The organism is Mesorhizobium sp. WSM4306, from assembly GCF_007003975.1.
Classification (GTDB): domain Bacteria; phylum Pseudomonadota; class Alphaproteobacteria; order Rhizobiales; family Rhizobiaceae; genus Mesorhizobium.
Window position 1 is genome coordinate 605,253 of the sequence record NZ_VFTC01000001.1, and the last position, 25,510, is coordinate 630,762.

Consider the following 25,510-nt stretch of genomic DNA (forward strand, 5'->3'; position numbering starts at 1 on the left):
CCTGCCATATCAGGCATTCTCCCCTTCAAAAAACGGAACAAACCGTAGACACTTCTGGTCTTTCCCCACCGAATCACTACATTCGGGGCGATGTCCGGCTTTACGGAAGACATGCCCTTCTTTGACGAACCCAGTGCGCGGCCCGCGGCCCCGTCGGGGATCGCCGCGCGCGCCATGGCGGCCCGCAGTGGCCAAAACAGCGCGCCTGACTACCTGAAAGGGTTGAACCCCGAGCAGCGGCTAGCTGTCGAAACAACGGAAGGCCCGGTCCTCGTGCTGGCCGGCGCCGGCACCGGCAAGACGCGGGTGCTGACCACCCGCATCGCCCATATCCTCGCCACCGGCAGAGCCTTCCCGTCGCAGATCCTGGCGGTGACCTTCACCAACAAGGCCGCGCGCGAGATGAAGCAGCGCATCGGCATCCTGATCGGCGAAGGCAATGTCGAGGGCATGCCGTGGCTCGGCACCTTCCACTCGATCGGCGTCAAGCTTTTGCGCCGCCATGCCGAGCTTGCCGGGCTGAAGTCCGGTTTCACCATCCTCGACACCGACGACGTCGTGCGCCTGATCAAGCAGTTGATCCAGGCCGAGGGGCTGGACGACAAGCGCTGGCCGGCCAAGCAGTTCGCCCAGATGATCGACGGCTGGAAGAACAAGGGCCAAGGCCCCGCCGATATCGCCGAAGGCGATGCGCGCAGCTTCGCCAACGGCAAGGGCCGCGAGCTCTACAAGGCCTATCAGGAGCGGCTGCAGACACTCAACGCCTGCGACTTCGGCGATCTGCTCTGCCACCCGATCCGCATTTTCCGCGCCAATCCGGATGTGCTCAAGGAATACCACAAGCGCTTCAAATACATCCTCGTCGACGAATACCAGGACACCAACACCGCGCAGTACATGTGGCTGCGGCTGCTCGCGCAGCGGCCGCAAGCTGGACGCGCAGCGTCTGCGGATTTGCATCCGGCCGAAGGCCGCAAGCCCGACCGGGCGTCCGAGCCGTTGCGAGGCCCCCGCGGAGGGCCCGCGCCGGCAGGCGCGGAACAGACCGTGAGCGAAAACAAAGTCAACATCTGCTGCGTCGGCGACGACGACCAATCCATCTATGGCTGGCGCGGCGCCGAGGTCGACAACATCCTGCGCTTCGACAAGGATTTTCCCGGCGCCACCATCATTCGCCTGGAGCGCAATTACCGCTCGACCGCGCATATCCTCGGCGCCGCTTCGCATCTCATCGCTCACAATGAGGACCGCTTCGGCAAGACGCTGTTCACCGATCGCAACGAGCCCGAAGACAACAAGGTGCATGTCCACGCCGCCTGGGATTCCGAGGAGGAGGCGCGCGCCGTCGGCGAAACCATCGAGACCTACCAGCGCGCCAAGCACAATCTCAACGACATGGCGATCCTGGTCCGCGCGTCGTTCCAGATGCGCGCCTTCGAAGACCGCTTCATCACGCTCGGCCTCAACTACCGCGTCATCGGCGGCCCGCGTTTCTACGAGCGCATGGAAATCCGCGATGCGCTGGCCTTCTTCCGCGTCGTCGCCAATGGCGGCGACGACCTCGCTTTCGAGCGCATCGTCAATGTGCCGAAGCGCGGCCTTGGCGAAGCCACCATCCGCCAGATCCACGACACTGCACGTGCGCTGCGTATTCCGATGCTGGAAGCGGCCGGCAACCTCGCCGAAAGCGACGAGCTGAAACCGAAGCCGCGCGCGGCATTGCGTGAAGTCGCCGCCAATTTCGAGCGCTGGCAGAAGGCGCTGGAAACCACGCCGCACACCGAACTCGCCGAGACCATTCTGGAGGAGAGCGGCTACACCGACATGTGGAAGAACGACCGCTCGGCCGAAGCGCCGGGCCGGCTGGAAAATTTGAAGGAACTGGTCCGTTCCATGGAGGAGTACGAGTCGCTGCGCTCCTTCCTCGAGCATGTGGCGCTGGTCATGGATGCCGAGCAGAATGCCGGGCTCGATGCCGTCAGCATCATGACGCTGCATTCGGCCAAAGGCCTCGAATTCGAGACCGTCTTCCTGCCCGGCTGGGAGGAAGGCCTGTTCCCGCATCAGCGCGCGCTGGATGAAGGCGGCCGCTCCGGCCTGGAGGAAGAACGGCGCCTCGCCTATGTCGGCCTGACCCGCGCCAAGAAGAACCTGCATATCTGGTTCGTCTCCAACCGGCTCATCCATGGCCTATGGCAATCGACCATCCCGTCGCGTTTCCTCGAAGAGTTGCCGAACGCCCATGTCGAGGTCGCCGAAAGCGGCAACTCCTATGGCGGTTATGGCAATTCCTATGGCGGCGGTTCTTTTGCTTCCGGGCGTGGCGGCCGCCAAAACCCCTATGGCGCCTCACGTTTCGACAATGTCGGCGCCAACACCGGCAGCGCGGAAAAACCGGGCGCCTTCTCCAACACCTATGCGACGCCGGGCTGGCAGCGGGCGCAAGCCAACCGCACCGAGGCCACCGACCGCAACTGGGGCTCGCGCTCCGGCCACCAGGTCGAGCGCATCGGCTATGGTGAGACCGACTCCGGCTACGGCGCCGGACGAACCTCGGTCAAAGGCCGCACCATCGACGGCGAACTGGTCGCCAAATCCGTCGCCGACGCGCCGTCGCCCTTCAACGTCGGCGACCGCGTCTTCCACCAGAAATTCGGCAACGGCAACATTTCAGCCATCGAAGGCAACAAGCTGACCATCGACTTCGACAAAGCCGGCCAGAAACGCGTGCTGGACGGGTTCGTCGCGGCGGTTTGAGCTGCCTTGACGGCTACCCCTCACCTGTACCTCGCCTGGTTCCACTTATGCCCCAGCAGCGACAGGATGATGATCAGGCCGTTGAAGAACTGGACGTAGAAACCGCTCAGGCCTGCCGCGACCACGCCGGTCTGGATGAAGGACACCGTGACCGCGCCGATGGCGCCGCCGGCAACCGTGCCGATGCCGCCCCAGGTCGGCGTGCCGCCGACGAACACCGAGGCCAGCACCGGCAGGAGATAGCCGTCTCCGGCCGTCGGCCACCAGGTGGAGTTGATCATCACGGAGAACGTGCCGGCGATCGCAGCCCCGATGCCGACGAAGACGAACACTTTCACCCGCACGCGCTTGACGTCGATGCCCATCTGCTGGGCGCTGTCGGGGTTGTCGCCGACCACCCTGACCTGCGCGCCGAAGCGGTGGCGGTTGTAGAGCATCGCTGACAAAACGACGAAGGCGAGCGCCCAGAAGATCTGCACCGGGATGCCCCACACCTGGCTGGAGAAGATCTTGTAGGCTGAGCTGTCGGCAAGGCCGGTCAGCGCCGTCGACTTGCCCTCGTTGATGATCTGGATCAGGCCGCGCAGCAGGAAATTCATGCCGAGCGTGGCGATCAGCGACGACAGCCCGCCATAGACCACCAGCGAGCCGACCAGGAAGCCGAGCAGCGTGCCGGTGAGAACCGCGGCGGCAATGCCGAGGAACGGATCGTAGCCGGCCTGCACCACCACCGCGAACACCCAGGAGGCAAAGCCCATCGTTGCCGGAAACGACAGGTCGATCTCGCCGCAGGTGACGACGAAGACCAGCGGCACCACCACGAACAGCGCAACAGGCAGCGTCGTCAACACCGAGCTGTAGAGATACCAGGTGGTGAAGACGATCGGGTTGGCGATCAGGAACACCGCCATCATGATGATGAACACGCCGAGCGTGCCGAGCGAGGCGCGGTTGTCGAGGATGAAGCCGCGCATCCAGTGATCGGATGGGTGCTTCCACTCCTTCTGGGAATTGGGGCGGGGAATGCTGGCCGCCGGCTCGTGCAGATCGGGTTCCATGGTCTTGCTCATCGTGCTGCCCTCCCCGCGTCGCCGGCCTCGTGCAATCCAGCCAATCCGCCGGGGTGCGCGACGTCTTCCATGAAGTTGATGAGATCCTCGGCCGAGTTGACCTCAGTGCGGTCGGCGGTCAGCGCCACCTTGCCGCGGTCCAGCACCACGAAGCGGTCGGCAATGTCGAAGACATGGTGGATGTTATGGCCGATGAACAGGATCGAGCGACCGCTCGCCCGCACCTGGCGCACGAAGTGAAACACCTTGGCGGTCTCGGTCAGCGACAGCGCCGTCGTCGGCTCGTCGAGGATGATCAGCTCTGCCTGCTTGTAGATGGCGCGCGCGATCGCCACGCCCTGGCGTTCGCCGCCCGACAGCTGGCCGACGATCGAATGCGGCGTGAACACCTTCGAGGTGAAGCCGATCTCGCGCATCAGCCGGCTCGCCTCCTCGATCTCCTTGTTGACCTTCAGGAAGCCCATGAAGCCGGTGAGTTCGCGGCCCATGAAGATGTTGCGCACGATGGTCTGCTGCACCGCCAACGCCCGGTCCTGAAACACCGTCTCGATGCCGGCGTCGCGCGAGCGTGCCGCACTCCAGCCGGTCACCGGCTTGCCGCGCACCAGGATCTCGCCGCTGGTCGGCTTGACGACGCCGGAGAGAATCTTGATCAGCGTCGACTTGCCGGCGCCATTGTCGCCGATGAGGCCGACCACCTCGCCGCGGTCGACCGAGAGATTGACCCCGCCCAGCGCATAGACCTGGCCGTAGGATTTGCTGATGTCGCGCAGTTCGATGATGCGTTCGGCCATGGCGATCCTCGCGTTCATTGTCGCTTGCCGGCATTCTCGCCAGCGGTCCTGCCGGCTGGGCTCAGGCCCAGCCGACAGCTTGGGAGGTCAGCGCAGCGCCTGCTTGGCGAGCTCGGCGACGATCTCGTAATTCTGCGGCGTGACGAAGCCGGCGCCGGTGTCGACGTTCATCGGCGCCAGGCCCAGCACCACCTGCTGGCAGAGGCTGAGGATCGGCAGGTAGCCCTGCAGGAACGGCTGCTGGTCGGCCGTCAGCTGCACCCAGCCGCCCTTGAACGCCTCGACGATCTGCGGGCTGGTGTCGAAGCCGAAATTGAAGATGTCGCCTGGCTTCCTGCCTGCCGCCTGCATGTAGGTGGCGACATTGCCGAGCATCTGGCCGCCGGGATAGCCAACCGCCTTGACGTCAGGATTGTTGAGGAGCGCTGCCGTGATCACCGGGATGGCGAGGTTCGGGTCAGACGCCCATTCGCCGCTCGGCGGCGACGACAGCTGGATTACCTCGACGCCGGCTTCCTTGAGCGCGGCCACCGTCCCGCGTTCGCGCGCGCCGCGGGCCTCGTTCTCGAACGGGCCGATCATGATCGCCTTGTCGCCGGACTTGAGCTTGCCGAGCTTGAACGCCTCGGCGCCGAGCGCGCGGCCCTGCTGCTCCTGCTGGGCGCCGACATAGCCGCCGCCGAACGCTTCCACCACCTTCGGCACCGGCACGTTCTGGTACATCATCTTGATGCCGTCCTTGTGCGCCTGTTCGGCCAGCGGCATGATCGCGGCGTCGCCGGGATGGCCCATCATGGCGATGCCGTTTGGCTTCACGGCGACGGCCTCGCGCAATTGCTGCACCATCTTTTCGACGTCCCACTGGGAGAAGATGTAGTCGACCTTCGGTCCGAGATCGGCCGCCGCCTGCTTGGCGCCATTATAGACGATGGTGCCGAAAGCGTCGCCCTCGGCGCCGCCGACGAAGAAGCGGATGTGGACGTCCTTGCACCACTGGGCGTCAAGCGCCTGTGCCGGCAAGGTGGAGATGGCGGCGCAGAGCGCGGTGGCGGCGGCCACGACGGTCGAGCGCAGAAGTGTCGTTCTCATTGCGATGCTCATGCACGTTCCTCCCTTTTGTCCTCGGTAAGCCGAGGGTTTCTTCATTCGCTTGCGGCAAGTACTCAACGATTAGGCCGGCTCCTCCCGCCGGCCGCTCCTCACGTTGGGTTCGGCAGGTAGGTCGCTCCTCCCCGGCATTGCTTGAGGTATTCCAGCCCGCGCACCTGACCTGTGATTTCGAGATCGCCGCGATAGACCGGGTCGTGCCAGCCCTCGATATCGATGGCGCCCTTGTAGCCGGCCAGCCGCAATTCGCTGATCACCCGCGTCCAGTCGCTGTCGCCGAAGCCCGGCGTGCGCATCTGCACGAAGGGCAGCCGGCCGAAGACGCCATGCTCGCGGATCACGTCCCAGCGCACGGTCGCGTCCTTGCCATGGACGTGGAAGATGCGCGGCGCCCATTTGCGGATCTGCGGGATCGGATCGATCAGGTAGACGAGTTGATGGCAGGGCTCCCATTCCAGCCCGAGATTGTCGTCGGGCAATTCGTTGAACATCAGCTCCCAGGCGTCGGGATTGTGGGCGATGTTCCAGTCGCCGGCGGCCCAGTTGCCGTCCATGGCGCAGTTTTCGAAGGCGATGCGCACGCCCTTGTCGGCGGCGCGCTTGGCCAGCGGCCCCCAGACTTCGCGAAAGCGCGGCAGGCTGTCGGTCAACTTCTTGCCGCGCAAGCGGCCGGTGAAGCCGCTGACCATCGAGGCGCCGAACAGATGCGCATTGTCGATGACCGTTTCCCAGGCCGCGAGCACGCCGCGATCGACCTCGCCATCCTCCAGCGGATTGCCGAACACGCCGATCGACGACACGGCGACATCGGCATCGCCGATTGCCTCGCGAATCTGGCCGGCCAGCCGTGGCAGATCCTTGCCGCCCAGCGTCTGCCAGAAGAACGGCTGAATGCTCTCGAACCCAAGCGGCAGGATCTGCTTGATGTAAGCCGCCGGGTCATCAAGGTTGGCCCGCACCATGGTGCCGATCCGGATGTCGAGAAGCGGGTTTGGCGTCATGATGCTTCCTCAACAATGGCGACCTGCCGCCCGGTCTCGGCGCTTTCGATGGCGCCGAAAACCATGGCCAGGCTTTTGATGTTGTCGCTCCCACGCGTTTCCGGCTCGGTGCCGGTTTCAATGGCGTGGATGAAATCCTTGATGATGCCGAGATGGCCGCCGACGCGGTCGGCCGGATCGAGCGCCGGCACGATGATGGGCTGGGTTAGGTCGAACAGCCCATCGCGGACCGACAACACAACCTCCGCCTTCAGCCCGTCCTCGCCATCCCAGACCAGGCTGCCGTGCTCGGCGACGATGCGCCATGTGCTCTCCCAGCTGGTGCGGAAGCCGGCGGCGCACCAGGAGCCGGCATAGGTGAAGCGCTTGCCGCCGCCGAGATCGAAGATGGCGCTGGCCGACGAACCCTGCCGGTACCAGGAATTGGCCGGCTCCCATTCCTGGCAATAGACCCCTGCGGGATCGCCGCCGACCATATAGCGGGCGGCGTCGAACGTATGGATCGCCATGTCGAGCAGCAGCACATGCGCCATCTCCTCGCGAAAGCCGCCAAAATGCGGGGCGACGAAGAAATCGGCATGAATGCTGGTCGGTTTGCCGATAGCGCCGGAGTCGAGAAAGCGCCGGATGCGCCGGACATTGGCGACATAGCGGCGGTTCTGCACCACGGCATGGATACGCCCCGCTCGGCGCGCCGCCTCGACAATGGCGCGGGCATTCTCCGGAGTGTCGGCCAGCGGCTTTTCCGTCAGCAGATGGCAATTGTGGGCAAAGGCGGCAAAGGCGACGTCGCGCCGCGCGGCGGGAACCACGACGTCGAACACGGCGTCAGGCTTGGTTTGGTCGAGTAAGGCATCGAGGCTGGTGCCGATGACGGCGCCGTCGAGCCCGTATTCGCGCGCCCTCGCCTTCGCTCGTTCGGCGTCGAGATCGACGAGGCCGACAATGGCCAGCCCGTCGATTTGCCTCGCGGCGTCAAGCCAGGCCTTGCTCATCGCTCCACAGCCGACGAGGACGGCATTCATCATCCGGCATTCCTCCCGTCCGGTCCCTCCAGACCGAATGTCGCGGCATTCACGGCATTACCGTAAACGTTTTTCCGTAAACGTTTACGATGACACACCCGATGGCGTACAATGTCAATCTGCTGCCAGCGAAAATTGTCCCGAAGCCTTGGCCTGAGCGGCAGCCGGTGCTAGCCAAGGTTGGGGGAGAGAAGTCCTTGGCGTCCAGCATCCACGACCTTGCGCGTCACCTGAACATTTCGATCGGCACCGTGTCGCGGGCGCTGAACGGCCGCGCCGACGTCAATGCCGACACCCGCCAGCGCGTGCTCGCCGCCGCCAAGCAGCTGAACTATGCGCCCAACCAGTCCGGCCGGAGTCTCCGGCAAGGCGCCACCCATTCGATCGCCTTCATGCTGCAGCCGCATCCGGGCGACCAGCAATATGGCGAACCGTTCTTCATCCCGTTCCTGATCGGGCTGCAAGGCCGGCTTGCCGAAAGCGGGCTCGACCTCACCGTGGTGATGGGGGCGCCGGGCGACTATCAGCAGGAGCGCCTGCGCCGCGTCGTCGAGACGCGCCGGGCCGATGCCGTGGTGCTGGCCTGGACGCGGCGCGAGGACGAGCGCATCGACTATCTGCTCGAGGCCGGCTTCCCCTTCGCCACGCTCGGCCGCAGCCGCTCAGGCGGTAAGGCCTATCCCTCGCTCGACCTCGATTTCGAAAAGGCCGGTGCCGATGCCGTCGACCGTCTGGTGGCCCGGGGCCACCGCCGCATCGCCGCCATCCGCCCGTCGCTCAATCTCAATTTTGGCTATCTGTTCCTCGACGGCTACCGCAAGGCCCTGAAGCGGCACGGCATCGAAGTCGATCCGGCGCTGATCGCCGACGGCTTCATCAACGAGGCCGGCGGCTACCAGGTGACGCCGCGCGTGATGCTGGCAAAAAATCGCCCGACCGCCATCATCTTCAACAATGACGCCATGGCGCTCGGCGGCTGCAAGGCGCTGGCCGAGATGGGGATTCGGCCCGGCCACGACATCGCGGTGACCGTCATCGTCGACACCCCGCTCTGCCGCTACTTTTCGCCGGCGCTGACCGCCTTCCGTCCGTCGCTGGAGCCCATGGGCTGGCGGCTGGCCGAAATGTTGCTGGCCTCGCTCCCCGCCTTCGCCGGCCCCGAAGGCACGCGCATCCTCCGCGAAGTCTGGCCGCTGGAACTGATCGTGCGCGACAGCGATTGATCGCTGCTGCACGTAGGCCGGCCGGCCTCAATCCACCTTCTTCTCGCCCTTCTCGCCGGCCCTGACGATGTCGCCGGTGGTGAACAGGATTTCCTTCAGTTCCGCCCGCCAGTCTTTCTTCTGGCGAAGCAGGAATTCGAGATCCATACCGAAATGCTTGAACTCCTCGCCTTGCGCGTTCTTCATGATCGCCTTGGCCTGCGGGTCCTTCTCCACCGACATGCGCTGTTCGTACCAGCCGATTGCCTCCGCCTCCTCGATCAGCGAGGTGATCATGCGGGCAAAGGTCCGCACCTTCTGCGTCAGTTCTTCCGGCGGTTCGTGATACTGATCGAAACCCATGTCGACTCCCTCAAATGGACCGGCAAATCCAGCCGTGTCCAGGAATGCATTGGAACGCCGCGGGTTCCGCCTCACTGTTGCAATTCGACCAAAGCCCTCTGCAAAGGCGCCGACGAAATCTGGATCGGGCCGGAGAACGGCACATCCATATCGAGGATCAGGTAAAGCGCTCCGGCAATCAGCGTTGCCGACACCACGAACGTCTCTATGGTGATGGCATTTCGCGGCGCCCTGAAACCGAAACTGGCGAAGATCAGCACCAGCCAGGCAACGAGCATAACGATCAGCGGCCGCGGGATGGTACCTTCCGATTGCTCAATCAGAGCCCAGCGCAGTTCCACCACCTTCTGCAGATGCTGGCGAGCGTCCTCCAGCATGGAACCATGCGCTGCGTCAGTAGGCTGCAGAGCGGTCAATCGTGTGCTGATCTCGGTCAACAGACGTTCAGACAGCCGGTTGGCGACGAGGGGTGTTTCGTTGGTTTCTGTCCAGTTGTTGGTCTGTCTTTGCACATAAGCGACCAGCGGCTGACGGACCTCGGCGGTCTCAGGCCCATATTGCCGAAGCGACCGGTCGAGAAGGATCAACTCGGTCGCATATGTGTGCACGTTGCGGTCGATCGACTCGAAAGTGTTCTTGGCCGAGTTGATCATCAGACCAAGCACCAGCGAGGTCATGACCACGAACAGGTTGGCGGCCAGCCGTACCACATTGTTGGTGTCGTCCTCGCGGTGATGCGCGGGCAATTTGCCATAGACAGCCATGCTGACCAGCGGCGCCGCCGTCAGGCAGAGGAAAACGGCCACCGCGATGAGTGTTTCGTGCATGGCAGCCATTTCTGCACGGCAAGCGCCGAATGCCAATGGCCGGCAGAACGCACTTGTCACGCAAGTATCATGTTCTCGTCCTAGACCGCTTTGCGGGAGGGCGCTTGCCACATCGTCGATGCGATGCGGGGCCCTTTGCGCCGCTTGAAGGCTTGTCACAAAGAGGATCTCCATGAAAATCTCGCATCGAACCGTGTCGCTCGGCGCCGCATTGGCGCTGTTTACCGCTTTGACCCCTGCCCTTGCCGACAGCACCGCCACCGTCGGCGGCGTCAGCTTCGTCAACAAGGGCCTGGTCGGCGTCGGCCGCATCCCGGCCGACCTGAAGGACAAGTTCGGCGAGACCTTCGGCTCCGGCTCCGGCATGTCGATCGACGCCTCGAGCTGGACGCATGACGCCAATGGCTACAAGGGTTCGCTCTGGCTGCTGCCCGACCGCGGCTACAATGTCGTCGGCACCACCGACTACCGGCCGCGCCTCAACACTATTCGTATCGAGCTCACGCCGACCGCGCTGGGTGCTGTGCCCGCCGCCGGCCAGGAACAGACCGGCGTCAAGGCGACGCTTGCTGATTCCCTGCTGCTCACCGACGACAAGGGTGCCGACGCGACCGGCCTCGATCCGCTCAACGGCGTGCGCGCGGCCAGCGGCGACATGCCGATCCTGCCCGAGGCCAACGGCAAGCTGGCGCTCGACAATGAGGCCATCGCGCGGCTGCCCGACGGCACCATGTTCATCTCCGACGAATACGGGCCCAACATCTACCGCTTCTCGGCCGACGGCCATTTGATGTCGGCGACGCAGCCGCCGGCGGCCCTGGTGCCGATGCGCAAGGGCAAGCCGAACTTCGCCTCCGACAATCCGGGCCCGGGTGCCGCCGAACCAGATCCGAAGGATCCCGAAACCGGCCGTCAGAACAACCAGGGCCTCGAAGGCGTGGCGCTGACGCCGGACGGCAAGTCGCTGATCGCGGTGCTGCAGTCCGCGCCCCGCCAGGATGGCGGCGATTCCGGCGCAACGCGCCAGAACACCCGCGCGCTGGTCTATGACGCCTCCGACCCGGAACACCTCAAGCTGGCGCACGAATATGTCGTGCCGCTGCCGGTGTTCAAGGACGATAAGGGCAAGACCAAGATCGCCGCGCAGAGCGAGATCGTCGCGCTGTCCGACAAGACCTTCCTGATGCTGGCGCGCGACAGCGGCAACGGCCAGGGGGTGAAGGGCGACACCTCGCTTGTGCGCAAGATCTTCGTCGTCGACGTCTCGGCCGCGACCGACGTTGCCGGCGGCGCCTTCGATGCCGCCGACAAGCCGCTGGCGCCCAAGGGCGTGCTCGATCCCTCGGTGACGCCGGCCAAGCTGACACCATTCATCGACATCAACGACAACAAGGAACTCGGCCGCTTCGGCCTGCATGACAGCAAGCCGAACGACAAGAACAACCTCTCGGAGAAGTGGGAAGCGATGTCGGTGGTCAGCGTACTCGATCCGGCGCTGCCCGACGACTATTTCCTGTTCGTCGGCAACGACAACGATTTCCTCGCTCAGGACGGCTTCCAGGTCGGCGCGCCCTACAAGGCCGAAGACGGCGCCGATGTCGACACCATGTTCCTGGTCTATCAGATCACGCTTCCCGGCCTCGCCAAGAAATAGCAGCATAGAAAAAGGCGGACGCGCCAAACGCGTCCGCCTTAACTGCTTATCGACGATCAGCGATGCCGCGAAGCCTATTTCAAGATTTCCGCGTCTTTCGGCACGCCGGCATCGATCGGCTCGGCGGTCCTGTTCGATACGGCGGAGCTCTCCCCGGCGACTGAGAAGTTCGCGCGCACATGGACCTGGGTTACGCCGTTGACCCGGCTGTATAGGTCGATGATGTCCTGGTTCATGAAGCGCACGCAGCCCGACGACGCGTTCTTGCCGATGGAATCCCATTCCGGCGTGCCGTGCAGCCGGTACATCGTGTCCTTGCCGTCGCGGAACAGGTAGAGCGCGCGGGCGCCGAGCGGGCTCTGCGGTCCCGGCGGCATGCCATCCTTGTATTTCGCCAGTTCCGGCCGGCGCTGGATCATTTCCGGCGGCGGCGTCCACACCGGCCACTTCTTGCGCGCCTGGACCACCGCACTGCCGGTCCAGCCGAAACCGGCTTTGCCGAGGCTGACGCCGTAGCGGATCGCCTTGCCGCCATCGCGCACCAGATAGAGGAAATGTTCCGACGTATCGACGACGATGGTGCCGGGTTTTTCGCCGGTCGGGTCGGTCACGATCTGGCGCACGAACTTCGGATCGAGCTTGGATATCGGGATCGCCGGCAGCGAAAAACCCTCGTCGACGCGCGCCGCGTACATGCTTTCGGCAGCGCCGAGAGCCGAATCGCTTGGCGGCGGCGGCGCTACCACCGGCGGCGCCACGTCCGTCGTTGTGCAGCCCGAAAGCGCCACGGAAGCGGCGCCCAAGGCGGATGCCCCGAGAAACACGCGGCGGTTCATGCGCTCGGAAAAAAGCGGATTGTCGGACATGATCCCCCCGGTTTGCGGCCCCACCCGGCGATGACCCATAGCCCATTCCGGATGCTTTGAGAACCTGATTGGCTCAGACGCGCAAGGCGGAATGTTCCGATGCGGCATCGACCTTATCCGTTAAATCGGCAATCATTGCCGGGCGGCCTTTGAGATGAACCTTCGCCGAGCAGCCCATGGACGAAAAAAAGCCTGCGCGCCGGCGCACCGGTGATCTGACCACAGGCCCGATCCCGCGCACGCTGCTGCTCTTCGCCTTGCCGGTGCTCGGCTCCAACGTACTGCAATCGCTCAACGGTTCGATCAACGCCGTCTGGGTCGGCCGCTTTCTCGGTGAATCGGCGCTGACCGCGACGTCCAACGCCAATCTGGTGCTGTTCCTCATCCTTGGCACTGTGTTCGGCATCGGCATGGCGGCGACCATCCTGGTGGCGCAATCGGTCGGCGCCCGCGATTTGCCCGAGGCGCGGCGCATCGTCGGCACCAGCGCTACCTTCTTCTTCCTCGTCTCGGTGGTCTTCGCCGTCTGCGGCTGGATCTGGGTCGACGCCATTCTCAACACGCTTGGCACGCCACCAGATGCGCTGCCGCTGGCGCGCTCCTATCTGCGCATTATCTTCGTCGCCGTGCCGATGATGAACCTTCTGTCCTTCGTCATGACGGTGCTGCGAGGCGCGGGCGATTCGCGCACGCCGTTCTTCTTCATGGCGCTCGCTGTCGTGCTCGACATCGTGCTCAATCCGCTGCTGATCCGCGGCATCGGCCCCTTCCCCGAACTCGGCATTGCCGGCTCCGCCACCTCGACGCTGGTCGGCCAGTCGGTCAGCGTGATCGCCATCCTCGTCGTGCTGTATGCCCGCAAGCATCCGCTCAGGATCGCCGGCGCCGACCTCGCTCTGCTGCGGCCGGACCCGACGCTGCTCAGGATCGTCGTCTTCAAGGGCGTGCCGATGGGCCTGCAGATGATCGTCATTTCGGCGGCGGCACTGACGGTGATGGGCATCGTCAATTCCTACGGCTCGCAGGTCGCCGCCGCCTACGGCATCGCCGCCCAGCTGTGGACCTATATCCAGATGCCGGCGCTGGCGATCGGCGCCGCTGTCTCCTCGATGGCGGCGCAAAATGTCGGCGCCGGGCGCTGGGACCGCATCGGCAAGGTCGCCGCGGCCGGCGTCGGCTTCAACCTCGTGCTCACCGGCTCGCTGGTGGCGTTGCTGTTCTTCTTCGACAGGCCGGTGCTTGGCCTGTTCCTCAGCGGCGACAGCACCGCGATCGACATTGCCGCCCATATCAACAAGGTGGCGTCCTGGTCCTTCATCCTGTTCGGCGTCACCATCGTGCTGTTCGCCACCGTGCGCGCCACAGGTGCTGTGATGCCGCCGCTGGTCATCCTGGTGATCTCAGTGCTCGTGGTGCGCACCGGCTTTGCGTACTTCTTCCGGAGCTACATCGGCGAGGAAGCGCTGTGGTGGAGCTTTCCGGCAGGCTCGATCACCTCGCTGGTACTGGCCGCCGCCTACTATCGCTTCGGCCGCTGGCGCAGCATGCACATGATCGAGGACCGTCCGGCCGCCGGCGAGCCGCCCGACACCGGCCTCGGCATACCGCGCCAGCGAGCCAACATGGCGCCCGAGACGCCTAACGGATGATTCTCAGCGCGCGTATTTTGCGCCGAATCCCAACGCGATTAGCGAGAAGACCGTGATCATACCGGCAAACGCCAGGCTTGCCGTCGTCGGGCTGCTCCAGTTCGACAACAGCCCGATGCCGATGACCGGCAGCGCATTGCCGCAGAAGCAGCAGATGAAGAACGCCGACACCACTTCGGCGCGGCGGTCGGCAGGCGCGATCTGGTTCACCACTTGCAGGCCGCCGCGATAGCCGAGGGCCGCCGCCCCACCACACAAAGCAGTGGCGGCAATCATCAGCGGCATCGAGGCAAAGACCTGCGCGGCAACCACCAGCGCCGCTGCCGGGATCATCAGTACCAGCGCCGCCAGCATGCCGGCACGGCTGGACAGCCAGGTTGTGCCCAGGATGGTTGCGGCTGCAACGATCGACAGTTCGAAGAACAGCCCGCCTGCCTCGGCATGGTTGGCAACATGCAGCTGCTGCGCCAGAATGCTCGGCGCCAGCGCTGCATAGAAGCCGACCAGCGCCATGGCGCCGAAGCCGGTCACCGCCGGCGCCACAAAGGCGGCGCGGATATCGGCCGGCACCGACAGCCGTGGCCGCAGCGAAACATCGGCCAGCCGCCCAGGCTGCAAGACGGTTTCACGCGTGCGCCAGATCATGAGCGTGACCACGACAAGCACCGCCAGATAGACCGTAAACGTCAGCCTGAGCGGCCAGGGCGCATATTCGGCGAGCAGCCCAGAGACCAGCGCGCCAAGGCCAAGGCCTACGAAGTTGGTGCTGGTGGCGGTGACAGCCGCGCGCGACTTGTCTTTGCCTTCGATCAGCTCGGCAAGCCAGGCCGTGCCGGTCCCCGCGCCGATGCCGATGCCAAGCCCGCTCAGGATGCGGGCCGCGTCGAGCCAGGCGACATTCTCGGCCAGCAGGAACACCAGCGCGCTGACCACCGCCACCGCCATCGATGCCAGCGCCGCAGGACGGCGGCCAATGCCGTCGGACAAGCGTCCGAACATCAGCAATGCGCCCAGATTGCCGACGACATAGACGGCATAGAGGTGATCTGCGAGAAACCGAAAGCCTGCTTGTAGATGATGTAAAGCGGCGTCAGCGCCGTGCTGCCGGCGAACAACGCCGCGATCATGGTGGCGACCGCAGCCATCGCGGTACGGCCGCCGAGTTCATGGCTGCGCGTCGTCGTCTCGGCATAACTGGTCATGGCAACCTCCGGCCGGTTGCCCCAACGCCCAATCGAAACCCAACGTCCATGTAAGGACGGCCATTCCGCTTGCCGAACCCACTCCTGACAATCTTGTCAGGATGGCCATGCGCGAAATCCTCCCGTAACGTCTGTCCATCGAGAGGGAGGAACCATGGGTAAAGGCAGGGTCGAGGCATTCACGGATGGCGTCGTCGCCATCATCATCACCATCATGGTGCTGGAGCTGAAAGTGCCGCATGGCGAGGATCTTTCCGCGCTGGCGCCGCTGTGGCCGATCTTCTTCAGCTATGTCTTGTCCTTCATCAATGTCGGCATCTACTGGAACAATCTGCACAACATGTTCCACACCGTGCAGCGCGTCGACGGCCGCGTGCTGTGGGCAAATCTCAACCTTCTGTTTTGGCTGTCGCTGATCCCGGCCACGACGGCCTTCATGGGCGAGAATCATTTCGCGCCGGTCCCTGTCGCCGTGTATGGCGTCGACCTCGTGCTGTGTGCGGCCGCCTACAGGATTCTTGTGACCAAGCTGCACCATCTGCATGGCAACGAAACCGCCTTCGCCAAGGCGCTGGGCAGTGACCGCAAGGGCAAGATTTCGGTGGCGCTTTACATAACCGCCGTGCTGCTGACCTTCGTCAACCAGTGGATCGGCGTCGCGATCTACTTTCTGGTGGCTGCCATCTGGTTCGTGCCGGATACGCGGTTTTCGCGGGTGATCGAAAAGTAGCTGCTTCTACGTGCGCATCGCTTTCAGCTTTTCGGCGACCGACGCCGCTAGGTCGGCATAGCGTTCCTCCAGCCGCTCCGCCGCCTTGATGATCGAAAAGTCATGGCCGAATTTTTCCAGCGCCATGCGCAATTTCTCGACGAACTCGGCTTGCTTTTCCAGCGCCGAAAACAAGGTCTTCACCTGCGCTTCGCTGATGTCGGGATTGGCGAGCATCTGCGGTACCTCACGGCCCATCTGATCGCCGGTAGCGGTCTGCTCCTTCAGGATTGCGATCCAGTCGGTCAATCGGTCGATCTCCTTCGATGGCGGGCAACATGCACAGCGCCCGCCACTCCGGTCAACCCAAAGCCGCCGCTATGGGCTTGTCTGAGCTACATCTGGCGCTAAATTCGGCGCAACCCGAACCCAAGGAAAAGATCATGACCTCCGACGCCGAAATCCAGACCGCTCTGCCCGCCCTCAGCAAAGGCAACGTCGCCGTCGTTACCGGCGGCGCCAGCGGCATCGGCCTTGCCGCGGCCAAAAGGCTGGCGGCTATGGGCATGAAGCTGGTGCTGGCCGACATGGGCGGTGCGCGCCTCGATGCGGCCCGCCAGGCGGTCACCGCGATCGCCGGCAAGGATGCCGTGCTTGCCGTCGCCACCGACGTCTCGAAGGCGGACGAACTCGGCCGGTTGGCGGAGACGACGCACCACGCCTTCGGCACTGTTTCGCTGCTGATGAACAATGCCGGCGTCGGCAACAATCCGGGAAAACCCTGGGAAAACGGCGAGGCCTGGAAGCGGCTGATCGACATCAATTTCTGGGGCGTCGTGCACGGTGTCGAGGCCTTCGCGCCTGCCATGCTGGCCTCCGGCAAACCCGGCCTTATCGTCAACACCGGCTCCAAGCAAGGCATCACCACGCCGCCCGGCAATCTCGCTTACAACGTCTCCAAATCGGCGCTGAAGACGTTTACCGAAGGCCTGGAACATGCGCTGCGCAACGAGCCGGGTGCCAAGGTCGGCGCGCATCTTCTCATCCCCGGCTTCACCTTCACCGGCCTTACCGAGGGAGCGACCGAAAAACCGGCTGGCGCCTGGACCGGCGAACAGGTGGTCGACTTCATGCTGGCCTCGCTGATGCGCGGCGATTTCTACATCCTCTGCCCCGACAATGACGTGAAGCGGCCTATGGATGAGAAACGCATGGCCTGGGCGATCGGCGACATCATCGAGAACCGCCCGGCTCTGTCGCGTTGGCACCCCGACCACAAGGACGCCTTCGCGGCCTTTATGGAGCGCTGAGCAACGGTTCACGCGGCGCGTTTTTTGGGAGTGCGTTTCTGGGCCACGGCTTTCTTGGCGGCCAGTTCGGCGATCTCGCGGTCATGGCGTTTTGCCGCCCGTTCGCATTTGTCTCTGATTTCCTCGACCTCAGTCTCGGTCAGGTGCTCGATGCCGATGAAATGGTTGTGGCCCTTGCCGACCAGGATCAGTTCATCGAGCTTGGCCTGGATCGCGGCGCCGTCGCGGTTCTGCGTGTTCTGGATCAGGAACACCATCAGGAAAGTGATGATCGTGGTTCCGGTGTTGATGACCAGCTGCCACGTATCGGAAAAGCCGAAGAACGGCCCGCTGACCGCCCAGACGACGATAATCGCGCAGCAGCCGACAAAGGTCAGCGGCAGCCCGGCCAGATGAGCAACCGTGTTGGCGATCTTGGTGAACAGCTTTTCCATCATTCAAAAAATCCCTCAAGGGCCCAAGCCGATGGGAGCCGCATTCATCGCTCCAGCAAGAAACAACCGGCAGCCGCTCCCGGTTCCCTGTCGCAGGCGATATCGCGGCTACAATTGAATACACGCCAAAAGCGCAGCACCCTGAAAAGCCGCCTTATGGGTTTCCTGCCACAGTCGCTATGCAGGCCGGAGAGCCTGGTCCTTCCGCTTCACGGCGGTTTATCTCCAAAGCCCCTTCCGCTGCGCCACCCCCGCAGAGCGGAAGGGGGTTCTGTTGTCGCAGACCAGCGGCTCTCTTCCCGACGGGTGCGCGGTTCAGAATCTGGGCGCGAGGATTTCGACCAGCCAGTCGATGAAGACGCGCACGCGCGGCGAGAGCTGGCGGCTTTTTGGGTAGAGCACCGAGATCGGCATCGGTGTCGGCGGATGCTGCGGCAACACTTCGACCAGCCGGCCGGCAGCGACATCGCCGGCATAGTGATAGCGTGGCGCCTGCATCAGGCCGAAGCCGAGGCGGGCAAGTGCTGCATAGGTTTCGGAGTTGGTGACGCTTATGCGGGCCGGCAGCGAAACATTGCGTATCTCACCAGCGCCATCGCCACCGATTTCAATGGCGGCCGGTTGCGCGACAATCCCGATATGCAGCGCATGGTCGGCCAGGTGACGGCGCTCGGACGCCCGGCGTCGCCGACGATATCGGCCCGATGATCGCTTCGCTGCTTTCGGAGGACAACCGCTGGATCAACGCGCAGCGCATCGAAGTCTCAGGCGGCATGCTTATCTGAGCACTCAGGAAGGATCGCGTTCCCAACGGTCGAGAAAATCCTCGATCGCCAGGGCCTGCATGTCGGGAACCGCTTTGGCGAGTTTTTCCGGCGGCCAGTCCCACCAGGCGAGGCTTTCGATCCGCGCCGCGATCTCAGGAGGAAAACGCGGGCGCAATGGCTTCGCCGGCACGCCGGCGACGATCGCGTAGGCCGGCACATCCCGCGTCACCACGGCATTCGCGCCGACAATGGCGCCATTGCCGATGCTGATGCCGGGCATGATCACCGCGCCATGGCCGATCCAGACATCGTTGCCGATGCTGACAGCTTTCGCCTGCCGCCGCGCGCGAAACGCCGCATCGACACCCAGCCAGCGGAAATACTCGTTCGGGCGGTAGCTGAGCTTGTGCTGCGTGACCCGCTCGATCGGGTGCTCCAGCGCGTTGATGCGGCTGTTGGCGGCGATCGAGCAGAATTTGCCGATCGTCGTGTAGATCGCTTCGGCGTGGCGCTCGAAATAGGAGAAATCGCCGACATTGACTTCGCGCAGCACCACCCGCTCGCCGATGGAGGCATAGCGGCCGAGCTTGCACGCCTTCAGCTCGGCCGTCGGATGAATGCGCGGTTCAGGATCTTTGAGGACAAGGTTTTCAGTACGGTCCATGGCGCGGATTTACCTCCGCGCAATTGCGGAAGCAATTGTCGCGTCGGGAGTAATCGCCCTATTTCGGCTGGCCGTTTGTCCATACCACGTTCTGGCCGAACAGCGGCACGGTGGTCACCGACATTTTCGCCGAGCCGTCTTGGACCTGGCGCGAATGCGATAGATAGATCAACGTCTCGTTTTCCTTGTCGTAGATGCGGTTCACCACCTGCTTCTTCCAGATCAGGCTGATGCCTTGCTTGAACACCTCTTCGCCGCCTTCGCTCATGTCGATGTCGCCGATGGTGATCGGCCCGGTCTGGCGACACGAGATCGAGGAATCCGACGGGTCCTCGAACCAGTTGCCTTTCTGCAACCGGTCGATCACACCACGGTCGAAATAGGAGACGTGGCATGTGATGCCGTCGACTTTGGGATCCTTGATGGCCTCGACGATGATGTCGTTGCCGAGCCAGTCGACGCCGACCTTGCCGACTTCCTCGGCCGCGGCAGCACCGGCGCCAAGGGCAATGCATGCGGCCAGCGCGCCACCGATCAGTTTCTGCAAGGGAGCCTCCTCAGGTTTGCCGGCCTCAGGTGGGATAGGGGCCGGCTGTTTGCAAGGTAGTGCTCAGCCCGGTTGCGGCAACGCGGCATCTTTGCCTAGACCCTCGCGACCGGCTAAGACTGCCGCTGCAGGCGCCAATCCGGCGCCCATCAAAATCACGACGGACACTTCCTGATGATGCGTTCAATCCTGGTCGGCATTCTCGTCCTGATGGCGGCCGGCATCGGCTGGCTCACCTTCGACTGGTACAAGGGCCACTATGGAGGCGAGCCGTATGGCGGCGTCTTCACACTGGTCGACCAGAAAGGCGCACCGGTCACGGAAGCCGCCTTAAGGAGCGGCCATCCCAGCGTGATCTTCTTCGGCTTCACCCATTGCCCGGAAGTCTGTCCGACCACGCTGTTCGAACTCGCCGGCTGGCTGAAGACGCTGGGTGACGACGGCAAGAACCTCAACGCCTATTTCGTGACCGTCGACCCGGAGCGCGACACGCCGCAGGTGATGAAAACCTATGTCGGCAATTTTTCCGACCGCATCGTCGGCATATCGGGCGATCCCGATAAAGTGCACGCGATGGCGAAGTCGTTCAGCATCTACTGGAAAAAGGTCGACACCGGCGACGGCGACTACACGATGGACCACACCGCCTCGGTGCTGTTGTTGAATGCCAAGGGCGAGTTCGCCGGCACGATCGCTTACGGTGAGAGCGCCGAGACGGCGATCGCCAAACTTAAGCGGCTGGCGGCAGGCTAAGCATGATCCCGAAAAGTGGAACCCGGTTTTCGGAAAAGATCATGCTCAAACAAAAGACCAGCTGATGGTGCAGACCAGGCTCCATTTCACGGCCGGGAAGGTCGAAGCCGACAGCATCTTCGCCGCGCTCGAACTGGCTTTCGAGGATGAAGGCCTGCCGCTTGCCGTGCTCGAAGTCGACGAAGACCGCGACATTTATGAAGTCTCGCTCTATGCCGACGGCGATGTCGACGCGGTTGAGGTCAGGCTAAAAGACATCCTTGCCGGGCTGTCCCTGTCGAAGCCTATCGAACGCGAGGTCTTGCCCGACATCGACTGGGTGGCGCGCTCGCTGGAGGGGCTGAAACCGGTACGCGCCGGGCGTTTCTTCGTCCATGGCGCGCATGACCGCCCGAAGCGCCACAGCGGCGAACTCGCCATCGAGATCGAGGCCGGCCTTGCCTTCGGCACCGGCCATCACGGCACCACCGCCGGCTGCCTCGAAATGCTGGAGCGCGTAGTGCGGCGCGAGCATCCCAGGAATGCCCTCGACCTCGGCACCGGCAGCGCGGTGCTGGCGATCGCCGTCGCCAAGCTGGCGCATATTCCGGTGCTGGCGACCGACATCGATCCGATCGCTGTCAGGGTTGCCGCCGCCAACGCCCGCCTCAACCACGTCAAGGCGCTGGTCGAAACCGTGACGGCGCCCGGTTTTCATCACCCCATCTTCGGCAAACGCGCGCCTTTCGACCTCATCGTCGCCAACATATTGGCGCGGCCGCTGATGCGGCTGGCGCCTGAAATGGCCAGGCACATCAGGCTCGGCGGTTCGATCGTGCTGTCCGGCATCCTCGAGCGCCAATGCAACGCGGTGATCTCGGCCTATGTCGGCCAGAATTTTCGCCATGTCAGGACCTTGCACCGCGAAGGCTGGGTGACGATCCACCTCAAGCACTGAACAGAGCGCCGAGCCGCAGGGGGAAACCCGGCTTGGACCAATCCGAGCTCTCGAAAATCGATTCCGGTTTTCCGGGTCATGCGCTACGGTCGCTCGCAATATAGGAGAACCCGCCATGTTCCAGACCTTCGATTCCGCCGGCGATCCCAGGGTCGGAAAGCCGCGCGTGAAGTTGCTGCGGCAATGGCTGGCGGACAATGGCCTCGACGGTTTCCTGGTGCCCCGCGCCGACGAGCACCAGGGCGAATACGTCGCCGACCGCTCGGCGCGGCTGAAATGGCTGACCGGCTTCAGCGGTTCGGCCGGCGTCGCGCTCGTGCTGCGCGACCGCGCCTTCATGTTCGTCGACGGGCGTTACACGCTGCAGGTCCGCCACGAGGTCGATCTCGACATTTTCGCCATCGAGAGCCTCGTCGACAACCCGCCGGCGTCCTGGATCAAGGACAATCTCGGCAAGGGCGCGCGACTTGGCTTCGACCCCTGGCTGCACACGATCAATGAGGTCAAGGCGCTGAATGGTTCGGCCGAGCAATCCGGCGCCACGCTGGTTCCGCTCGACAAGAACCCGATCGATATCATCTGGAAGGGTCAGCCGGCACCACCGGTGGCGCCGGTCGAGATCCACCCGATCGGCTTTGCCGGCGAACTGGCCAAGGACAAGCTGGTGCGGCTGGCAGCGGCGATCGCCAAGGACGGCGCCACGCACGCCGTGCTGACCGACCCCTCCTCGATCGCCTGGGCCTTCAACATCCGCGGCGGTGATGTGCCGCACACGCCACTGGCGCTCGGTTTTGCCATCCTCGCCGCCGACGGCAAGCACCAGCTGTTCATGGACCAGCGCAAATTTTCGCGCACCGTCGCCGCCTATCTCACCCAGCTTGCCGACTTACACGAGCCGGGCGAATTCGAGGCGGCAATCATCGCCCTTGCCAAAGGTGGCGCAAAGATCGCGCTTGATCCGGTGCTGGCGGCCGAAAAGCTCAGAATGCTGGTCGAGGACAATGGCGGCACCTTTGTTGCCGCGCCCGATCCCGCCCGCATTCCGCGCGCGACCAAGAACCAGGCCGAGATCGCCGGCAGCCGCGCCGCGCACCGACGCGACGGGGTAGCGGTGGCGAAACTCTTGTGCTGGCTGGAGCGGCAGAAGCCGGGCTCGCTCGACGAAATAACCGTCGTCACCAAACTGGAAGAGACGCGCCGGATGACCGGCGAGGAAACGCAGATGCCGTTGCGCGACGTCTCCTTCGACACTATTTCCGGCGCTGGCCCGAACGGCGCCATCATGCACTATCGTGTATCGCGCGCCACCAATCGCAAACTCGCGGCTGGCGAGTTGTTCCTGCTCGATTCTGGCGCCCAGTATCAGGACGGCACGACAGACATCACACGCACCGTGCCGATCGGCCAGCCGACCGAAGAGATGCGCGAACGTTTCACACTGGTGCTGAAGGGCATGATCGGCATTTCGACGTTGCGCTTCCCGGCCGGCACGCGCGGCTCCGAAATCGACGCTGTGGCGCGCATGGCGTTGTGGAAGCATGGCTGCGACTTCGCGCACGGCACCGGGCATGGCGTCGGCTCCTATCTCGCCGTCCACGAAGGGCCGCAGCGCATTGCCCGCACCGGCACCGAAAAGCTGCTCGCCGGCATGATGCTCTCCAACGAGCCCGGCTACTACAAGGAAGGCTCCTACGGCATCCGCATCGAGAACCTGATCCTGGTGACGCCGGCCGAAGCTGTCGAAGGCGGGGACATCGCCATGCACAGTTTCGAGACGCTGACGCTGGCGCCAATCGACGTCAGGCTCATCCGGACCGACCTCTTGCAGAGGGAAGAGCTGCAATGGCTGGACGCATATCATGCGCGCGTGCTGGCTGAGATCGGCCAGATGCTCGACGGCGAGACGCTGGCCTGGCTGGAGAAAGCAACCGCCCCGCTGCCGCACGACGCGAAGATTTGAGCTTCTACCCGACGAACTGCCGCGCCAGGATCAGCACCGCCGCCCCGGCCAGAAACATCGCCATCAGGCCGCCGCGCAACGACACCACAGCGGTGACGATCAGCGCCGCCCATTCGGCCGGGCCGGCGCCAAGGGCGGCCGGCGCCACCAGCGTCGTCAGCACCGCGGCCGGCACGGCGTTGAGGCCGGCCTCGACGCGTGGATGGATGTGGTCGAAGCGCGAGATGACCAGATGGCCGCCGACGCGGGTGAGATAGGTGGCGACCGCACCGGCGATGATGATCCAGAAGGTGGTGCTCATCGCTTTGCCTCCACGCCGCTATGATGCGGCGGCAGGATGACGGCCAGAAGCACGCCGGCAATGGCGCCGATGGAAACGTGCCAGGGCGAACCGACTGTCTTGTAGGCAATGATCGAGGCGGCAGCGCTGGCGATCACGACCGGCAGCCACAAAGGTCGCTTGCGAAAGCCCAGCACCAGGCCAAGGAAATAGATCGGCAGCAGGAAATCGATGCCGAGTGCGTGCGTGTCCGGGATGAGCTTGCCGAAAACGGCACCCAGGGCGCTCTCGATCACCCAGAACACATAGACCGGCAGGCCCAGCCCCATATACCAGGCGAAGCCAACGGTCTCGCCGGCCTCGGCTTTGCGCTCGGCCACCGCGTACTGTGGATCGGTGAGCACGAAATAGCCCAGTGCCTGCTGGATCACCGGCCAATGCGCGATGCGTCGGCCGATGCTAGCGGAGTAAAGCACGTGACGGAAATTGACCGCGAAGATGGACAGCACGATCAGCCATGGCGCAACATGCTGGCCGAACAATTCGATGCCAACCATCTGGCTGGCACCGCCGAAGATCAGCGCGCTCATCAAAGAAGCTTCGAGAACGGAGAAGCCATTATCGACAGCAATGGCGCCGAAAAGCAGTCCAAACGGCGCCGCGGCGACGACCACCGGCGTCGACAGCCATACGCCGTCCCAGAAATCGGTGGCCACAGAATTTTCGGTTAAGGTCTCAGCTGACATCTCGCATTCCCAGATCGCGCTGATATTTAGGTTCGAGCGGCTAAAAAGTCAGACGAATTCGCTTGAGCCAACAGATCAGCGAAACTGATGTCAGGCGTCGCGAAGCTTCACGAGGGGTTCACATGATCGCTTATGATTTCACCGGCAGGCATGCGGTCGTCACCGGAGCTGGTGGCGGCATGGGCGAGGCGATCACGCTGGCGTTGCTCGAGGCCGGCGCCTCCGTCACCGCCATCGACATCAAGCCGCGTCCGGCGTCCCTTGCCGCCCATGACGACCGGCTCACCTTCGCGCAGGGCGACCTCACCGACGCAGCCTTTGTCGAACAGACCATCAATGCTGCCGGCCGCTCGCGTGGCCGCATCGACTATCTCGCCAATGTCGCAGGCGTACTCTGGTTCGGCCGCGACAAGTCGGCCCTCGAAATGGACCTCGATGTCTGGGACCAGGTCTTCAACATCAATCTGAAATCCTTCGTCCACATGGCGCGGGCGGTTGTTCCGCATATGCGCGCCGGCGGGCGCGGCGGCGCCATGGTGCATTTCTCGACCATCCAGTGGTATCGCGGCGATCCCAAACCGCAGGATGCCTACCAGGCCTCCAAGGCCGGCGTCTGTGCGCTGTCGAAGTCGCTCGCCATGCAGTTGGCGGGCGATGGCATCCGCTCCAATTCGATCTGCCCGGGCATGGCGCTGACGCCGCTGCAGGCGCGCTGGGACACTGAGGAGAAGCGCGCTGCCGTTGCCGGCTACACGCCGCTCGGCCGCATCGGCACGCCGCAGGACATGGCCAATGCGGCGCTCTTCCTGCTTTCCGACGCGGCAAGTTACATCACCGGCATCGAACTCGCCGTCGACGGCGGTCTTTTGATGCGGATGTAGCCGAG

At 64.0% G+C, this 25,510-nt stretch carries 27 protein-coding genes and 1 pseudogene; 11 read left to right on the forward strand and 17 right to left on the reverse strand.

Annotated elements, in window-relative coordinates:
* Positions 1-90 precede the first annotated feature (90 nt).
* The gene (locus tag FJV77_RS03090) at positions 91-2,757 is read left to right on the forward strand and encodes a UvrD-helicase domain-containing protein (protein WP_142865364.1); all 2,667 of its coding nucleotides are present in this window, start codon (positions 91-93) and stop codon (positions 2,755-2,757) included.
* A gap of 20 nt (positions 2,758-2,777) precedes the next feature.
* On the opposite strand, the gene FJV77_RS03095 is transcribed toward FJV77_RS03090, so the two are convergent.
* The 5 genes from FJV77_RS03095 to FJV77_RS03115 form a co-directional block, all read right to left on the reverse strand.
* On the reverse strand, positions 2,778-3,827 hold the full coding sequence (locus FJV77_RS03095) for an ABC transporter permease (protein WP_142865365.1): 1,050 nt from the start codon (positions 3,825-3,827) through the stop codon (positions 2,778-2,780).
* Entirely contained in the window at positions 3,824-4,621 is a 798-nt protein-coding gene (locus FJV77_RS03100; RefSeq protein WP_142865521.1) for an ATP-binding cassette domain-containing protein, read from the reverse strand. The genes FJV77_RS03095 and FJV77_RS03100 overlap by 4 nt, the downstream gene beginning before the upstream one ends.
* Positions 4,622-4,708: 87 nt before the next feature.
* Positions 4,709-5,722, reverse strand: a complete 1,014-nt coding sequence (locus tag FJV77_RS03105) for a substrate-binding domain-containing protein (RefSeq protein WP_142865366.1) — start codon at positions 5,720-5,722, stop codon at positions 4,709-4,711.
* 98 nt (positions 5,723-5,820) lie between these two features.
* A complete protein-coding gene (locus tag FJV77_RS03110; protein ID WP_142865367.1) occupies positions 5,821-6,729 on the reverse strand; it encodes a sugar phosphate isomerase/epimerase in 909 nt (302 codons plus the stop codon).
* Positions 6,726-7,757 (reverse strand): Gfo/Idh/MocA family oxidoreductase, encoded by a 1,032-nt coding sequence (locus FJV77_RS03115; protein WP_142865368.1) that lies wholly within the window; start codon positions 7,755-7,757, stop codon positions 6,726-6,728. The genes FJV77_RS03110 and FJV77_RS03115 overlap by 4 nt, the downstream gene beginning before the upstream one ends.
* Positions 7,758-7,951: 194 nt before the next feature.
* On the opposite strand from FJV77_RS03115, the gene FJV77_RS03120 reads away from it, so the two are divergent.
* Positions 7,952-8,977, forward strand: a complete 1,026-nt coding sequence (locus tag FJV77_RS03120; RefSeq protein WP_142865369.1) for a LacI family DNA-binding transcriptional regulator — start codon at positions 7,952-7,954, stop codon at positions 8,975-8,977.
* A 27-nt stretch (positions 8,978-9,004) separates the two neighbouring features.
* Here FJV77_RS03120 and FJV77_RS03125 read toward each other — a convergent pair whose 3' ends face one another.
* The gene (locus FJV77_RS03125; protein ID WP_142865370.1) at positions 9,005-9,319 is read right to left on the reverse strand and encodes a hypothetical protein; all 315 of its coding nucleotides are present in this window, start codon (positions 9,317-9,319) and stop codon (positions 9,005-9,007) included.
* Positions 9,320-9,390: 71 nt separating this feature from the next.
* Positions 9,391-10,146: a DUF4239 domain-containing protein gene (locus tag FJV77_RS03130; protein WP_142865371.1), complete on the reverse strand. Its 756-nt coding sequence runs from the start codon at positions 10,144-10,146 to the stop codon at positions 9,391-9,393.
* A gap of 172 nt (positions 10,147-10,318) precedes the next feature.
* On the opposite strand from FJV77_RS03130, the gene FJV77_RS03135 reads away from it, so the two are divergent.
* A complete protein-coding gene (locus FJV77_RS03135; protein WP_142865372.1) occupies positions 10,319-11,800 on the forward strand; it encodes an esterase-like activity of phytase family protein in 1,482 nt (493 codons plus the stop codon).
* A 74-nt stretch (positions 11,801-11,874) separates the two neighbouring features.
* Here the strand turns inward: FJV77_RS03135 and FJV77_RS03140 are convergent, their stop codons facing one another.
* Positions 11,875-12,666, reverse strand: a complete 792-nt coding sequence (locus FJV77_RS03140; protein ID WP_142865373.1) for a L,D-transpeptidase — start codon at positions 12,664-12,666, stop codon at positions 11,875-11,877.
* Positions 12,667-12,842: 176 nt separating this feature from the next.
* Between FJV77_RS03140 and FJV77_RS03145 the strand changes: the two genes are divergently transcribed.
* Complete coding sequence (locus FJV77_RS03145) at positions 12,843-14,315, forward strand: MATE family efflux transporter (protein WP_142865374.1); 1,473 nt, start codon at positions 12,843-12,845, stop codon at positions 14,313-14,315.
* Between the two features lie 3 nt (positions 14,316-14,318).
* On the opposite strand, the gene FJV77_RS03150 is transcribed toward FJV77_RS03145, so the two are convergent.
* Positions 14,319-15,314, reverse strand: a complete 996-nt coding sequence (locus tag FJV77_RS03150; protein WP_246691121.1) for an MFS transporter — start codon at positions 15,312-15,314, stop codon at positions 14,319-14,321.
* A complete protein-coding gene (locus FJV77_RS32760) occupies positions 15,314-15,517 on the reverse strand; it encodes a hypothetical protein (RefSeq protein WP_246691122.1) in 204 nt (67 codons plus the stop codon). Before FJV77_RS32760 ends, FJV77_RS03150 begins: the two co-directional genes overlap by 1 nt.
* Before the next feature lie 154 nt (positions 15,518-15,671).
* On the opposite strand from FJV77_RS32760, the gene FJV77_RS03155 reads away from it, so the two are divergent.
* The gene (locus FJV77_RS03155; RefSeq protein ID WP_142865375.1) at positions 15,672-16,247 is read left to right on the forward strand and encodes a TMEM175 family protein; all 576 of its coding nucleotides are present in this window, start codon (positions 15,672-15,674) and stop codon (positions 16,245-16,247) included.
* A gap of 6 nt (positions 16,248-16,253) precedes the next feature.
* Here FJV77_RS03155 and FJV77_RS03160 read toward each other — a convergent pair whose 3' ends face one another.
* Positions 16,254-16,535 carry a hypothetical protein gene (locus tag FJV77_RS03160; protein WP_142865376.1) on the reverse strand — a complete coding sequence of 94 codons (282 nt, stop codon included), beginning with the start codon at positions 16,533-16,535 and terminating at the stop codon, positions 16,254-16,256.
* 134 nt (positions 16,536-16,669) lie between these two features.
* On the opposite strand from FJV77_RS03160, the gene FJV77_RS03165 reads away from it, so the two are divergent.
* Positions 16,670-17,536, forward strand: coding sequence for an SDR family NAD(P)-dependent oxidoreductase (locus tag FJV77_RS03165; RefSeq protein ID WP_142865377.1), 867 nt, complete (start codon positions 16,670-16,672; stop codon positions 17,534-17,536).
* A gap of 8 nt (positions 17,537-17,544) precedes the next feature.
* On the opposite strand, the gene FJV77_RS03170 is transcribed toward FJV77_RS03165, so the two are convergent.
* Together FJV77_RS03170 and FJV77_RS03175 are read right to left on the reverse strand one after the other, a co-directional pair.
* Positions 17,545-17,970: a low affinity iron permease family protein gene (locus FJV77_RS03170; protein ID WP_142865522.1), complete on the reverse strand. Its 426-nt coding sequence runs from the start codon at positions 17,968-17,970 to the stop codon at positions 17,545-17,547.
* Positions 17,971-18,285: 315 nt separating this feature from the next.
* A complete protein-coding gene (locus FJV77_RS03175; protein WP_142865378.1) occupies positions 18,286-18,630 on the reverse strand; it encodes a LysR substrate-binding domain-containing protein in 345 nt (114 codons plus the stop codon).
* Here FJV77_RS03175 and FJV77_RS32765 point away from each other — a divergent pair.
* Positions 18,562-18,755: pseudogene (locus FJV77_RS32765) on the forward strand (SDR family oxidoreductase); the annotation flags it as partial. The gene FJV77_RS03175 and the pseudogene FJV77_RS32765 overlap by 69 nt on opposite strands.
* Positions 18,756-18,759: 4 nt before the next feature.
* Here FJV77_RS32765 and FJV77_RS03185 read toward each other — a convergent pair.
* Positions 18,760-19,401: a DapH/DapD/GlmU-related protein gene (locus tag FJV77_RS03185; protein ID WP_142865379.1), complete on the reverse strand. Its 642-nt coding sequence runs from the start codon at positions 19,399-19,401 to the stop codon at positions 18,760-18,762.
* Positions 19,402-19,459: 58 nt separating this feature from the next.
* Positions 19,460-19,948 (reverse strand): CreA family protein, encoded by a 489-nt coding sequence (locus FJV77_RS03190; protein WP_142865380.1) that lies wholly within the window; start codon positions 19,946-19,948, stop codon positions 19,460-19,462.
* Positions 19,949-20,122: 174 nt separating this feature from the next.
* Here FJV77_RS03190 and FJV77_RS03195 point away from each other — a divergent pair, with 174 nt between their 5' ends.
* From FJV77_RS03195 to FJV77_RS03205, 3 genes are all read left to right on the forward strand, one after another.
* On the forward strand, positions 20,123-20,701 hold the full coding sequence (locus FJV77_RS03195; RefSeq protein ID WP_142865381.1) for an SCO family protein: 579 nt from the start codon (positions 20,123-20,125) through the stop codon (positions 20,699-20,701).
* 64 nt (positions 20,702-20,765) lie between these two features.
* Complete coding sequence (locus tag FJV77_RS03200; RefSeq protein ID WP_142865382.1) at positions 20,766-21,638, forward strand: 50S ribosomal protein L11 methyltransferase; 873 nt, start codon at positions 20,766-20,768, stop codon at positions 21,636-21,638.
* A gap of 115 nt (positions 21,639-21,753) precedes the next feature.
* Positions 21,754-23,598 carry an aminopeptidase P family protein gene (locus tag FJV77_RS03205; protein WP_142865383.1) on the forward strand — a complete coding sequence of 615 codons (1,845 nt, stop codon included), beginning with the start codon at positions 21,754-21,756 and terminating at the stop codon, positions 23,596-23,598.
* Between the two features lie 4 nt (positions 23,599-23,602).
* On the opposite strand, the gene FJV77_RS03210 is transcribed toward FJV77_RS03205, so the two are convergent.
* Both FJV77_RS03210 and FJV77_RS03215 read right to left on the reverse strand, forming a co-directional pair.
* Positions 23,603-23,899: an AzlD family protein gene (locus tag FJV77_RS03210; protein WP_142865384.1), complete on the reverse strand. Its 297-nt coding sequence runs from the start codon at positions 23,897-23,899 to the stop codon at positions 23,603-23,605.
* Positions 23,896-24,624, reverse strand: coding sequence for an AzlC family ABC transporter permease (locus FJV77_RS03215; protein ID WP_142865385.1), 729 nt, complete (start codon positions 24,622-24,624; stop codon positions 23,896-23,898). Before FJV77_RS03215 ends, FJV77_RS03210 begins: the two co-directional genes overlap by 4 nt.
* A 122-nt stretch (positions 24,625-24,746) precedes the next feature.
* Here FJV77_RS03215 and FJV77_RS03220 point away from each other — a divergent pair, with 122 nt between their 5' ends.
* Positions 24,747-25,505: an SDR family oxidoreductase gene (locus FJV77_RS03220; RefSeq protein WP_142865386.1), complete on the forward strand. Its 759-nt coding sequence runs from the start codon at positions 24,747-24,749 to the stop codon at positions 25,503-25,505.
* Positions 25,506-25,510 lie beyond the last annotated feature (5 nt).